The following is a 13,201-nucleotide window of genomic DNA, read 5'->3' as shown; positions in this document are numbered from 1 at the left end:
CGCACATACTAAATAAAGTTACTTTATAAAGTATAATTTTAAAGGGAGTGATTTTATGGCTACATGGTTTTTACTCATTATATATCTTGCATTTGTTAGCCTTGGTCTTCCAGATTCATTGCTGGGATCGGCTTGGCCTGTCATGTGGCAAGACTTAGGGACATCAATGGGGGCCGCGGGAGTTGTGTCCATGACGATAGCCGCGGGGACCATTGTTTCAAGTCTAGCTAGCGGTGCTATAGTAAGACGTCTGGGAACCGGAAAAGTAACGCTAATTAGTTGCGCATTAACAGCAGGAGCGTTACTCGGTTTTTCTATTTCACCTTCCATGCTGTGGCTCATTATTTTTGCTATTCCCCTTGGGCTTGGTGGTGGTTCTGTTGATGCTGCTTTAAATCATTATGTAGCTGAAAATTACAAAGCTCATCACATGAATTGGCTCCATTGTTTCTGGGGCGTTGGGGCTACCATGGGTCCAATTGTAATGTCAGGCTATCTAAGGGATAACGGCTTTTGGAGAGGGGGATATGTTGCGGTATCCATTGTTCAGTTTTCACTGGTTGTTATATTGTTTGTGACGCTACCACTATGGAAACGTGTAGCTGCCAAACGTAAAGATGAACGTTTAAAAATGAATGAAACGAGTAATCTACCAGAACGTGAGTCGATCGATTCACCTCCGACAAAAATAAATATCCTACAAATCAAAGGTGTAAAACCTACTTTAATTGCTTTCCTATTTTATTGTGGCGTGGAAATGACCATAGGATTATGGGGGGCCAGTTATCTGGTTGGTCCGCGGGGAATATCCGCTGAGAGTGCGGCCCGATGGATCTCCTTGTATTATGCAGGCATTACATTAGGTAGGTTGATAACCGGATTTATTGCGCTTGAAGTCAGTAATCGTGTGTTAATTAGATATGGACAGATAATAACCATTGTAGGGGCAATCATTCTTCTACTTCCATTACCGGGTACATTTTCTCTCATTGGAATTATTCTTATTGGATTAGGCCTGGCTCCTATTTATCCTGGACTTTTGCACGAAACGCCTGCTCGCTTCGGACGCGATAATTCCGCCAAATTAATGGGGTATCAAATGGCTGTTGCATACACCGGAACAACATTGCTTCCCCCTCTATTTGGACTTCTTGCATCACAAATTAGTTTATCTCTATTCCCAATCGTCGTCTTCGTATTTCTCGCTCTAATGTTGATAAGTGTGGAAAAGGTGAATCGTACCTTAAATAAACTAGTGAAGGGGAATAGCCTGTGAAAATCGCACACATTGCTATGTATGTAAATGATCTGGAGCTAAATAAACAATTTTTCATCCAATTCTTTAATGCCAAATCCAATGATCAATACTATAATGCTCAGACTGGGCTAAAAACGTATTTTCTAACCTTCGATGAAGGGGCTGTTTTAGAAATCATGTCTAGGCCGAATATGACGGATGGAGACAAAACGTTGACCAGGACAGGACTGACCCACATGGCTTTTAGTGTCGGCAGCACAGATAAAGTTGACTTATTAACTAAGGAGCTTTCAGTTGCTGGTTACTCAATCTTAAGTGGCCCTCGTACAACGGGTGATGGTTATTACGAAAGTTGCGTTTTAGGACCAGAAAATAATCAAATTGAAATTACGGTTTGAGCCTATTTAAAATCTAATGCCCAAAATTTAAATAAATATTAGTGCCCTGGAAATGAGGCGTTTTTTTGCGAAAATCATTGCTGCGATCTGCATTCATATTGACAATGGAAAGGGCAATTCGTATGATCCAAGTAGGACTGTAAAAAAATGCAAATGGGGTCGGATGACTGATGACGACTGTTAAATGGGCGAACAAAATTAGCGAAATCACATTGTTTGTGGAGGATTTGTATCGATCTAAGGCATTCTACCAAGAGGCGTTCAATCTTACGATCTTATATGAGGATGAAAACTGCACAGTGTTCGATTATGGAAATACAAGCATCAATCTGTTGAAACAATCGAATGCCTGGGAGTTAATTAAGCCGGCTCAGGTTGGTACCGGAGATGGCGCGCGGTTTCAGCTCACGATCCAAGTGCCAGACGTTGACCGGGTATGCGATGAGCTGCAAGAGCGGGGTGTTACGTTATTGAATGGACCGATAACGCGCCCCTGGGGTCGGAGGACGGCTTGTTTTGCCGATCCGGACGGACATTTGTGGGAGATTGCCCAGTTACTGTAATAGGATGAAGAGGGGGAAACCGAAATGAAGACAATCAAATGTATGATGGACCACCTGATCTGGGCGGACGGACGCATTTTGGACGCGCTCGAGGAGAGTGAAACGAAGAACAAGGACCTTTTGAAGCTGGTTCGCCACGTCGCGGTTGCGGAAAGAGTATGGCTTTCCCGATTACTGGGCAAGGGCAGCGCGCAATATTCGTTGTGGGAGGAAGCAGACGACCTGATCGCAATCCGGACGATGTTCGAAGAAAACGCGGAGCATTATCGTGTCTATATCGAAGGGCTCGAGGAATCCGAGTTGGACAAAATGATTGAGTATGCGAACCAAATGGGGGTTCCGTTCCGAACTTCCGTCAGGGACATCCTGTTGCAGGTCCTCTTACATGGGCAATATCACCGGGGACAGATCAACCGGGCACTCCGAATTGACTCAGCAGAGCCTGCCCAAGTCGATTACATCACGTTCGCGAGGCTCTAATAGTGACAAATTATCTCCATTACTCGAAATGGTATTGAGAACCTATGTTCAATTACATGTAAAATGAGGCTGCCGCGATGGTAGCCTCATTAAGCGATATGGCAGTATAGTTCGAACACTTAGCGAATAATTATTTACGGAGTATACGAATTTAAGAATATGGTACCCTCAGGTAAAACAGTATGCTTATCTACAGCAAGAATTCCTATCCCTCCAGGAATATATACGGCTACTGTATCTTCATCAACTAAATAACGGCCAGGAATATAAATACCATGGACATTGGTATGAATACTGCCATTCAAATACATGTAGGATGGCGTAGCTGGAGTCTCAGTTGCAGCGCTAATGACGCTCGGAACCATTAAACTCGAACAGGCAAGAATCAAAATCAATTTTGTTTTAAGGAAACTCATATTGTACCACTCTCCTAAGATTTATTTTAACTCTATGATCATAAGTAAACAGTTTGCGTATTTTAGAAACATTTACCAGAGACAATATTAAAGGTAAATATTCGGCTTCCGTTTTTGTGCTCGCCGCAGCTCGACACTTTTTCCAATATTAATCGATTTGATGTACAATAAATGAAAAGCATTTTAGGGAGGAATTCCGTACATGAATACGAAGCAGATGGAACGAATTCGCAAGGGTCAAGGGTTCATCGCAGCGTTGGACCAAAGCGGAGGGAGTACACCGAAAGCGCTCCAGCAGTACGGCATCGAACCGAGCCGCTATGCTGGTGACGAGGAGATGTTTGCGCTGGTGCACGAAATGCGGACACGCATTATCAAGAGCCCTGCGTTTAACGCGGAGTACATCCTAGGGTCAATATTGTTCGAGAACACGATGGATCGGAAGATCGATGGGCTTTTTACGACCGATTACTTGTGGGAGAAGGAAGGTATTGTGCCTTTTTTGAAAGTTGACAAGGGGCTGGCAGAAATAGCTGAGGGCGTACAGTTGCTAAAGCCAATTCCGGATCTGAACGACTTGCTTCAGCGAGCGGTCGAGCGGAACGTCTTTGGAACTAAGATGCGATCGGTTATCCACGAGGCGAATCCGGAAGGGATACGCAAGGTAGTCGAGCAGCAGTTCGAGCTTGGTAAGCAAATTTGGTCCGCAGGACTTGTCCCCATCATCGAGCCTGAAGTCGATATTAACAGCCTCGACAAAGGGGAATCGGAACGGATCTTAAAGGATGAAATCTTCAAGCAGTTGTCCGCTCTTGCTCCCGAGGTTACCGTTATGTTGAAGCTCTCGATCCCAAGCGAGGACGATTTCTATCGTGATCTGATGGACGAGCCGCACGTAGCTCGGGTTGTCGCATTATCCGGCGGGTATGACCAGAAAGAAGCTAATGAACGGCTGAACCGCAATCACGGCTTGATCGCTAGCTTCTCTCGCGCATTGGCAGAAGGTTTGTTTGATCAACAAACGGATGAGCAGTTTAACGAGATACTCACCAGTTCTATTAAGTCCATATACGAAGCGTCGATCTCTTAAGGAGCCGATAGCGATCGGGTTTAGTGTGCTCAGGGTAATAACGTGCAAGTTTAATGAAAGAAAAAGCGGTTCAAGGACATATACTAGTCCTTGACCGCTTTTTTTCTTTTTCAGGATTTGAGTTCATTATAATTAATCTTTCTCTATCTTGTAGATCCTCGTAATGTTATGATTCTGTTGCTGTAAATGAAGAATCGTTTAAGCTTTGTTACTGGTCTATGACAGCCACTTACGGAGTGGCTGTTATTTTTATAGGCTAAAAACCGCTTTCCACATATGAAAGGATGATGATTTATTAAAAGACTCTCTCAATATTTCCGCTCATTACAATCCGTACAGTCAACTTACGGTATTATTTATGAAGGTTCCTACTATGATCAAGGGGGGACGATTTCTGACCCGACCTATTGGTATAATGATGTCGCCTATTACATTGAACGGACACATAAACTCACACTGGATAAACCATGTATCACCATAAAAATACCCTTTGACCGTCTCGGCTTAGTTGAAAATAGGGATGGAGTTGTTCTTTCCGATTTTGCATTAAGAGAATGGGTTCCTCATATTGTGGGATTAAATAAATTGATCTATAACCGATCACGTTCTGATAAAGAAAATGGTACTTTTTATTGTTTTCGTCCAACCAACGTAGTCTTGCAACGTAATGCATCCTTTGTCGAAGTCATTTCGGATACATGGTATCTATGCTTAATGATTACCGTTCAACTTCCATACAAGAATAATGATAAAGCGATGCGCATGCTATGCAAAATGCTTCCCAAAGAAGTCGAGGAGTTAATTGCCGATTGGGATCTCAACAAATTAAATGCTGCTTATGAACTGGTTGAAAAACAAGATAGGATTCGCGAATGGCTGAAATCCAATGATTATTGTGCTTTTATTGCGAATGGCAGCATTTTGCCAAGGAATAAAGACAACAGCGGGCCACTGGAAGGTGCCTTGCCTTTTACATCCCCAGAAGATGTTGAAGTTGAAATTTGTGGGTTGCGTGGGATGGGAATTAAAAAGGGTGTGACGGTCATTACCGGCGGTGGTTATTCAGGTAAAAGTACCTTGCTGGATGCACTAAATTCGGCGATTTACAATCACACCAGAGGCGATGGACGTGAATTTGTGATTACTGATCAAAGTGCGATGGAAATATCTGCAGAGGAAGGCCGTTCCATAAAAAACATTAATATTACGCCTTTCATAAAATGGATACCCAATAGTTCGGCTGAACAGTTTTCGACTGACTATGCCTCAGGCTCAACCTCCCAAGCTGCAAATATTATGGAGGCAATTAACATGGGGTGTAAGCTTCTTCTTATTGATGAAGACAGAAGTGCGACGAATTTTATGATTCAAGACATCAAAATGCGTGCACTAATCAAGCATGAACCCATTACACCTTTTACGGAACGTGTCAGGGAGCTATATGAAACTGCCAACGTATCTTCCGTTCTGGTTATTGGAGGTAGTGGTGAGTTTTTATCCGTTGCCGATCAAATCATTCTGATGGATAATTTTGTGCCAAAAAACGTCACCCAAGAAGCAAAAAAATTATGTGAAGCTGATAACCCACGCGAACGTATCCCTTATACAAAATGGGAGATAGTAACAAAAATAGCCACCGATCACTTTTCGAGCTATCCACAGGGAAGTGGTACAGAAAAGCTGAAGATTTCAAACATGGGATACATCATGATAGGTGATGAACAAGTTGATATCCGAGGGCTTTACAATATCACATCACCCGCGCAGGTTGCTGCTATTGCCTTTTTAATTCGAAAACTCGCAGTTAGTAATCAGGATCGCCTCATTTTTCTTCAAGAAACGTTCGAAAAAGCTCTCGAAAATATGAGGAGAGAAGGAGTAGATATTGTATTTTCTTCCTTTTTTCCTGGTTTCGATAGATGGCTTGAATTACCAAGAATTAATGAGGTATTAGCAGTCCTAAACCGAATGAAACATTTGGATTTCATTCCGCTTGAGACTTCTGAACAGCTCTAATTACCAGTTTTATCTCGTAAAATTCGCTTAGATATTCATTTTTAGACGTAATTCTGCCATCATAGCCTCAGCTTGTTGCGGATCTTCATTTAGCAGCTTTCGATATGTCAGCATCCAATTTAGCGTTACAAGCATATGATCGTATTCGTCCTTCTTGCGCTCAATATCATTGATTTTCTTAAGAATCCACTCAATAACTTCTTGGTTCGTACGTTCGTTCGTATCGTGATCCTGCAAAATCGTCTTCAGCTCAGCTAACGAGCAGCCAATGCCTTGAAATTTCTTAATCAGTTTTAACCGATCAATTGCCTCATCCGAGTAGTTGCGATAATTATTATTTTCTCGCTGAATATGCCTGCTGTCAAGCAACCCTTCCTTCTCATAAAAACGAATAGTATGGGGTGTTAAACCCATCAAGTCACCTAATTCTTGAATTTTCATTTAAAATTATACCTCCAAACGCTTGCCTTAGAGTTTACTTCATAGTTTAGACTAGAGTCATATCTTCGTCAAATGCTAAAGGAGGAGTAATATTATTATGCGTATATTTGTTACAGGAGCAGCAGGCTATATTGGTACAGCAGTTGTCCGCGAACTTATCGGTGCGGGGCATCAGGTAGTTGGTCTGACCCGTTCAGAGAGTGGAGCTCAAGTTTTAGAGGGCATGGGAGCTGAGGTGGCTCGCGGTGTTTTAGAGGATCTAGATTTACTTCGCAGCTGTGCAGCCGCTTCAGAAGGTGTTATTCATCTGGCATTTAACCACGATTTCTCTAACTTCGCCGCATCACTAGCCACCGATCTTCGCGCCATCGAAGCAATGGGAGAGGGGCTTGCGGGCTCCAGCAAACCATTGGTTATCACAGCTCATGCGAATGGTAAAGCATCGGAGGATGCAGCTCTTGCATGGGTAGAACAAGGCGTGAGAGCATCGATCGTCTCGCTTGCACCTTCCGTTCATGGAGAAGGGGATAAAGGCTTCGTGCCGCAATTAATCCGGATCGCAAAGGAAAGAGGCTCTTCGGCTTACATTGGAGACGGCACCAACCGTTGGCCAGCGATTCATCGCTTGGATGCGGCAGTATTGTTCCGTCTCGCTGTAGAATCTGCGCCTGCAGGCTCACGACTGGATGGCGTGGACGATGAAGGTATTCCATTCAGCGACATTGCCCGCGTCATCGGTCGTCATCTGGACGTGCCTGTAGTCAGTATCCCGCGTGAAGAGGCACAAGCAATCTTCGGTTTTCTTGGTATGGTTGCTTCGCTTGACTTAGCAAGATCAAGTGAAGGGACGAGGGAGCTACTCGGCTGGAAGCCTGTCCAACATGGACTTCTCGCAGATCTAGAGCAGGGCCATTATTTCACAAAATAACGTTAGCTGAAGACGAAGGCTGGCTTCAAAAACAATAAACCGACAGTGGATCAGAGATCCGTTGTCGGTTTTATTTGGGTATACACAGTAACCGTTTAGGACTTTATTTTTTCGTTCATGGTTGTTGCTGTTTTGTATTTTTGGGTCAGTCTATCACTGTGAGCACCTCATCAGCACTTCTCATCTGATCCCATTTCGTGCTTCCTAAAGCTCAAGCCTCGAAATCCACCAAGCGACTCCAATGTAGTAGCAGAAATTAAAGACAGCGGCGAATTTAGCGCTCGGCGGTGAAGGTCCCCACATAGTGAACGCGTTAATTAGTAACAAAGTGAATATGACGCCAATCATTCCATATTTGCGCTTTCCGATGACACTCCAATACATTATGAAACCGGCTATCAATAAAGCCGCCTCAATTGCAAAACTCCATATCGCGCTTTGATAGAGTCCATAACCCATTTTAAAACGATTGCCAATCAGCGGGAGATCATGGTCGTGCACGATCAAATCCAATATCCAATGTGAGAACACGGCTAGCCCTATGAATAACGCCGATCGACCTGCATCTCGCCAGCGATAAACTAATCTGTATAGGGTGTAAGCAGCTCCAGACCATAGTAGAGCGGAGAATAAACTATGCGTATAAGGCATGTACGTTAATCGAAGAGGAATTCCAGGTAAAGTGCTATGAACATCTGCCTTTTCGATCCCGAGCAGAATGAATATGCTCCAGATGATATCTAGGAATTGCACGGCCAAAAATAATTGCCACATCTTGATCGAGTGCTTAGTACTTTTCATAAAATAACTGATTGAATAATGTCCTGCCAGCATCCATTTCAACCCCTTAGTCCCTTTATTTCGAAATATGGATTGTTGTTCCAACTCGATACGTTTATCTTAGAAGATAGAATAGTCATATAGCTACTGACTTCAGTCATCTTTTCGTCATGTAGGAGGGATCAGATTGAGAATGAATTTCGTTCTGTTGAGATTGGCTGGCTACTGCTTGGTAACGTTTAGTGCTTACCAACAAACCAACAAATGGTTCTGGTGGGACTGGGTCATTAGTGTTTGTATTCTTGTCTGGTGCATAGGGGATCAGTGGAAAAAGCCTGATGATGATGCATTCGTTATGAAACTGGGCATTGCCGGGGAAACCATACTTGTCCTCGTCTGGGCGATAGTACTGAGAGATGGAATCGTTTTATTTGCGCTTTTGTCTCCGCTTGTTCGCTCCTGTATTCATTTGCGATGGGTATTTTGCCTTGCGGTCATGTTAATAGAGATGGTGATCGTTGCGGGGGCGCATCTCCTTTGGCATACACAATGGTATTGGCAGTTAGCGTCGATTCTTCTAGTCGGCTCTTATACGCTCGTATTGGGCGCGTTACTGCGCCATCGCGAGCAAGTGAAGCGTCTGGCTGCTTTGTCCATGTTTGAGCTGGAAACCCGCGCTAAAGACGATGAGAGGTTGCGAATCGCACGCCAATTACATGACCGAACTGGTCAGTATTGGTCGGCAATTGTACGTGCGTTGGATGTTGCATTGCGTGTAGATGGAGACCAACGGGTCCAGTTTATTACTAAAGCTAGACTTGCTTCGCTGGAAGGTCTTGAAGAAATGCGTACCGCGGTAGCAGGATGGTCCGAAGGAAGGCATTCCCCAACGGATTGGTTGCGCTTTATGGAAGAAGCGATTGGCCGCTACCGCGGTATTCTCCGGAACGGAATCTCACTTCATGTCGATACGATCGAATGGACCCGCTTCGAAGATCCCACGTTGGCGGCAGAGACCGTCGCCCGAATGGTCGTTGAGGCCATGACGAATGCTGTTCGCAACGGGCAAGCAGAAGCGATCGTGGTCGTGCTAGAAGCGGAAGCTGAGTGGATTGAAGTTACTGTGCAGGATGATGGCAAGGGGTTCGAATCCGAGGTGAAGCATAGAGAATATGCCGAAATGCAAGGTATGGGGCTAGCATCGATGAGGGAGCTGGCCGAGGCAAGCGGAGGATGCTTCAACATCGTAAGCTCTCGCAGACGTGGAACTAAGGTTTCAATAACCCTTCCTTATTATCCAAATAGAACGGAGGAGCTGGCGAAATGATACATATTGGCATTGCCGAAGATCAAGCACTAATCCGTGAGAGCTTAGCGATCGTTCTTAATCTTGAATACGATCTTCAGGTTGTTTGGACAGCAACGACAGGCATTGAAGCTATCAGGCGGATGGAACAGACGCCGGCGGATCTTATCCTGATGGACCTTAGGATGCCTGATATGGATGGCGTTGCGGCGATTCGCCGAATCCGAGACTCACATCCAAATGCACTTTCGATCGTGCTTACAACCTTCCATCAGGAAGAATGGCTCATGGAAGCGATCCATGCGGGCGCGAAAGCTTGCCTAATGAAAGAGGTGCCACCCGATCTGCTGATTTCGGCTATCCGAAGTATCGTTAGTCGGCGGTGGCAGCCTGCGGAGTGGTCTTCCGAGTGGAGGAAATACGCTCCGGACATTCAGTTTCGCGTGCGAACTGTCGCCGCCACCGTCCCGCCAGGCGGCGAGATGGAGACGTTAACGGGGCGTGATGTAGATATCCTCCGAAAGTTGTGCCTAGGCGCCACGAATAAGGAGATTGCATCGGAACTAAACCTCGGTGAGGGAACAGTTAAGAACTATGTATCCAACCTATATGCCAAGCTTGGAGTACGACACCGTGCTGAAGCGGTTAAACAGGCTAGGGAGCGCGGCCTTTGGTAAGCTTGGGAAACATTGTGAAACCTGTTGTATGACGATTTGTTGATGGATTTAGGCAGAGTAAAAATCAAACTACTACAGAAAACAAGAAATAATAAGAGCTGAATATTCCTACCTACTTAATGGAGGCTCCCGCGAACAATCCCGGCGGCTCCATAGAGGGAGTTTAGCAAGGTCGCAGCTTGGTGGAGTCAAGTGATATAGAAATCGATTTGTTATTGAATGGGATTAGTATTGCGAAACAATGTGGTATAGATATCCTCTCATGGTATGCTCGTGGTGTGGTGATGAAGGCAAGATTGGACAATAAAAATTATGTTGTTTATGCACTATATACGGATAAAAGCGGGTATGTTCAATGGTCAGAAGAAGATGATAAAAAAATCTCAAGTTCTGATAGAGGAACAACAGAACAAATCCTTAAAACTTTTAGTAATATTGAAAAAGGAAAATTCCTGCAATCAAGTGATTTTGAAGGGTATATTGAGTATCAGTCAAGCGAAGAAGCAAAAAGCAAAACAGGATTTCAAATGATTAANGATAAAAAAATCTCAAGTTCTGATAGAGGAACAACAGAACAAATCCTTAAAACTTTTAGTAATATTGAAAAAGGAAAATTCCTGCAATCAAGTGATTTTGAAGGGTATATTGAGTATCAGTCAAGCGAAGAAGCAAAAAGCAAAACAGGATTTCAAATGATTAAAGATGATGATGGTATTTGGAATGTTTCATTTACACCTATTCAATAACTAAAATACCTTCGCTCAACTATCGGAAAACTATAGCGGAGGAGACTGCATCACGGCAGCTCTTCTTTTTTGTTTATTCAAGTAACGGGCAGCATTCCTATTATGAGTAAATACGAGGTTTGAGAAATAAAATGAGATAAAACAGTACATTCAAAGAAAATTCAAATATAATTTAGAACAAACTCTAGACGAAATCAGACCAACATATGGCTTTGATCCAAGCTGCCAAGGAACAGTATCTCAAGCAATCATCTCTTTCATATAGTCAACTGATTTTGAAGATTCAATTAGGAAAGCTATTTCGATTGGCGGGGATAGTGATATCATAGCATGCATATCTGGTGGGATCGCCCATGCGTATTACAAAGAATTGCCGCGAGATATCGTAGCAGAAGTAATGTTGAAGTTGGACATTATGATCAGAGAAATATTAGGGATATTTAATGAAAAGTATAAAATACTTATGTAGAGTTTTGAAAAGCATCGACATTATATTATTACGGTACTTTCTTAATTTATCAGAACTAAAAATGGTGAACTTTTGTTCAAATAACAACAAGAGAAGGCGTAGTTTTATAAGAGAATATATAAAAACAATTAACTAGTTTATCAATATCTAGGAGTGATCTCTCTTGATTATTATGATTAACGGGTCGTTTGGCTCAGGTAAAACCACGACTGCTCAAATGCTTCAACCCTTAATTCCAAATAGTATGATTTATGATCCTGAGGAAGTTGGATATATGTTAAGAAAAATCATTACAGAAGACGTGTACTTTGAAGAGGAACTAACTGATGATTTTCAGGATATAGAATTGTGGAGAATTCTTGCTGTAAAGACAGCTCAAGAATTATTCAATAGGTACAAGAAACATCTTATTGTTCCTATGACAATATATAAAGCTGTAAATTTCGAATACATTTACAACGGTTTTAGAAGTATTGATCGAGAAGTTTTTCATTTTTGCCTCTTAGCATCCGAAGACACAATCAAAAAGCGTATTGAAAAACGCGGGAACACTTATGATGCTTGGTACCAGCAGCATATAAAAGCAGGTGTAGCTACATTTAAAGAGAATAGATTTCAAGAACATATAGAAACAGACCATAGAGAAACTGAAGAAATCGTTGAAATAATTTTAAGAAAAACTTCAGGATCATTTGACAAGCCTGTACACCATACCTAAGCTTCCGATGGACTGAGACATCGCTAAGCAAACGAATAACGTTTGTTCAAGTGACTTTAAGATTTGGGGGTGGGTTAATGATAATCAGAAAGAAAGGATCGAGAATAATCATCGTCGGTCAAGATTCATATAGATGGATAATAACTCCTTCAGAAAAAGGAATTCTTACTTTGACCGTGCATCACGATGGAATCAAGGGTCAATTGCTGAGGATCAATATTGAATCAGACATCAATGAATCCCGAGCGATGAATCCGAGAATAACTACTCGTAGATTGCTTCCTGGCTTCTAATTGGCCATATGCATTTGGACAATCATACAATCCCTTCCAGAGCGTCTTCCATATACTGTCGTATATTCGAACTGGAGGTGTAGTTATGCTTCAACTAAATGGAATTGTCGGTGGGACGGCGCCTATTAAGTTAAGTCCCGGAAAAAGTGTTGATGTTCAAACCATTGTGATTGACGTGCCTAACGGGAAAAAGCTTGTGTTGAAAAGTTTGAATTTCCTGCTGTCCAACGATGCATTCACCTTCAAAGTGGAGGCATTGCCTTCGACAGGAACGTTCATTGTCCGAGGCGGTTCCGGCGATTTGCAACCGAACAAAGTACTTTTCAACAACCGAACCGGAGACACAGTACGGATCTTTCTAAACATTTCCGTTATCAACAGAGCGCGAAACACCCGCATGCTAGACCGCAACTCCAGTTGGCTGCTGAAGCTTGCGCGCGTTTGAAGTTATTCGATTTCAAGCGTGAATGGTCCATTTTCATGCAGTGCCTAAATTTAATCTCGATTGGAAGGCTACTGAGATAAGGTCCTAAGTGAAAATGAGTCAAGCAATTGTCATTTTTGCCTACTTCATTACATTTTCATTCAGTATCCTGCATAAAAAGTTGATTCTTATGAATTA

Annotated in this window: 14 protein-coding genes and 2 pseudogenes; 13 read left to right on the top strand and 3 right to left on the bottom strand. The window is 42.9% G+C overall.

Going from position 1 to position 13,201, the window contains the following annotated elements:
- Positions 1–55: 55 nt before the first annotated feature.
- The 4 genes from A8709_RS17405 (at position 56) to A8709_RS17390 (ending at position 2,699) form a co-directional block, all read left to right on the top strand.
- Positions 56–1,276, top strand: coding sequence for an MFS transporter (locus tag A8709_RS17405; RefSeq protein WP_065853629.1), 1,221 nt, complete (start codon positions 56–58; stop codon positions 1,274–1,276).
- The gene (locus tag A8709_RS17400) at positions 1,273–1,656 is read left to right on the top strand and encodes a VOC family protein (RefSeq protein WP_065853628.1); all 384 of its coding nucleotides are present in this window, start codon (positions 1,273–1,275) and stop codon (positions 1,654–1,656) included. Before A8709_RS17405 ends, A8709_RS17400 begins: the two co-directional genes overlap by 4 nt.
- A 170-nt stretch (positions 1,657–1,826) precedes the next feature.
- Positions 1,827–2,219: a VOC family protein gene (locus tag A8709_RS17395; protein ID WP_065853627.1), complete on the top strand. Its 393-nt coding sequence runs from the start codon at positions 1,827–1,829 to the stop codon at positions 2,217–2,219.
- A gap of 24 nt (positions 2,220–2,243) precedes the next feature.
- A complete protein-coding gene (locus A8709_RS17390) occupies positions 2,244–2,699 on the top strand; it encodes a DinB family protein (protein WP_065853626.1) in 456 nt (151 codons plus the stop codon).
- 134 nt (positions 2,700–2,833) lie between these two features.
- Here the strand turns inward: A8709_RS17390 and A8709_RS17385 are convergent, their stop codons facing one another.
- Complete coding sequence (locus A8709_RS17385) at positions 2,834–3,115, bottom strand: hypothetical protein (protein WP_065853625.1); 282 nt, start codon at positions 3,113–3,115, stop codon at positions 2,834–2,836.
- Positions 3,116–3,317: 202 nt separating this feature from the next.
- Here A8709_RS17385 and A8709_RS17380 point away from each other — a divergent pair, with 202 nt between their 5' ends.
- Both A8709_RS17380 and A8709_RS17375 read left to right on the top strand, forming a co-directional pair.
- Complete coding sequence (locus tag A8709_RS17380) at positions 3,318–4,205, top strand: fructose bisphosphate aldolase (RefSeq protein WP_065853624.1); 888 nt, start codon at positions 3,318–3,320, stop codon at positions 4,203–4,205.
- A gap of 570 nt (positions 4,206–4,775) precedes the next feature.
- Positions 4,776–6,221, top strand: a complete 1,446-nt coding sequence (locus A8709_RS17375; protein ID WP_065853623.1) for a P-loop domain-containing protein — start codon at positions 4,776–4,778, stop codon at positions 6,219–6,221.
- A 27-nt stretch (positions 6,222–6,248) separates the two neighbouring features.
- Here A8709_RS17375 and A8709_RS17370 read toward each other — a convergent pair whose 3' ends face one another.
- Entirely contained in the window at positions 6,249–6,662 is a 414-nt protein-coding gene (locus A8709_RS17370; protein ID WP_065853622.1) for a MerR family transcriptional regulator, read from the bottom strand.
- Between the two features lie 97 nt (positions 6,663–6,759).
- Between A8709_RS17370 and A8709_RS17365 the strand changes: the two genes are divergently transcribed.
- Positions 6,760–7,590, top strand: a complete 831-nt coding sequence (locus A8709_RS17365; RefSeq protein WP_065853621.1) for an SDR family oxidoreductase — start codon at positions 6,760–6,762, stop codon at positions 7,588–7,590.
- Between the two features lie 204 nt (positions 7,591–7,794).
- On the opposite strand, the gene A8709_RS17360 is transcribed toward A8709_RS17365, so the two are convergent.
- Positions 7,795–8,391 (bottom strand): metal-dependent hydrolase, encoded by a 597-nt coding sequence (locus A8709_RS17360; RefSeq protein ID WP_141692573.1) that lies wholly within the window; start codon positions 8,389–8,391, stop codon positions 7,795–7,797.
- A gap of 172 nt (positions 8,392–8,563) precedes the next feature.
- Between A8709_RS17360 and A8709_RS17355 the strand changes: the two genes are divergently transcribed.
- The 6 genes and pseudogenes from A8709_RS17355 to A8709_RS17330 all read left to right on the top strand — a co-directional run bounded on the left by A8709_RS17355 (position 8,564) and on the right by A8709_RS17330 (position 13,024).
- Complete coding sequence (locus tag A8709_RS17355; RefSeq protein WP_065853619.1) at positions 8,564–9,697, top strand: sensor histidine kinase; 1,134 nt, start codon at positions 8,564–8,566, stop codon at positions 9,695–9,697.
- Positions 9,694–10,353, top strand: a complete 660-nt coding sequence (locus tag A8709_RS17350) for a response regulator transcription factor (protein WP_065853618.1) — start codon at positions 9,694–9,696, stop codon at positions 10,351–10,353. Before A8709_RS17355 ends, A8709_RS17350 begins: the two co-directional genes overlap by 4 nt.
- Before the next feature lie 536 nt (positions 10,354–10,889).
- Positions 10,890–11,099 (top strand): annotated as a pseudogene (locus tag A8709_RS34945) (RNA polymerase subunit sigma); the annotation flags it as partial.
- Positions 11,100–11,379: 280 nt separating this feature from the next.
- Positions 11,380–11,568: pseudogene (locus A8709_RS35710) on the top strand (hypothetical protein); the annotation flags it as partial.
- Between the two features lie 172 nt (positions 11,569–11,740).
- Positions 11,741–12,286 carry an AAA family ATPase gene (locus A8709_RS17340; protein ID WP_244163253.1) on the top strand — a complete coding sequence of 182 codons (546 nt, stop codon included), beginning with the start codon at positions 11,741–11,743 and terminating at the stop codon, positions 12,284–12,286.
- A gap of 378 nt (positions 12,287–12,664) precedes the next feature.
- The gene (locus tag A8709_RS17330) at positions 12,665–13,024 is read left to right on the top strand and encodes a hypothetical protein (protein WP_065853614.1); all 360 of its coding nucleotides are present in this window, start codon (positions 12,665–12,667) and stop codon (positions 13,022–13,024) included.
- Positions 13,025–13,201: the final 177 nt, after the last annotated feature.

The organism is Paenibacillus pectinilyticus (assembly GCF_001700435.1).
In the GTDB taxonomy this organism is placed as follows: Bacteria; Bacillota; Bacilli; order Paenibacillales; family NBRC-103111; genus Paenibacillus_E; species Paenibacillus_E pectinilyticus.
The sequence above is the reverse complement of the archived record's forward strand: the minus strand, read 5'-3'. Positions and strand labels throughout refer to the sequence as shown.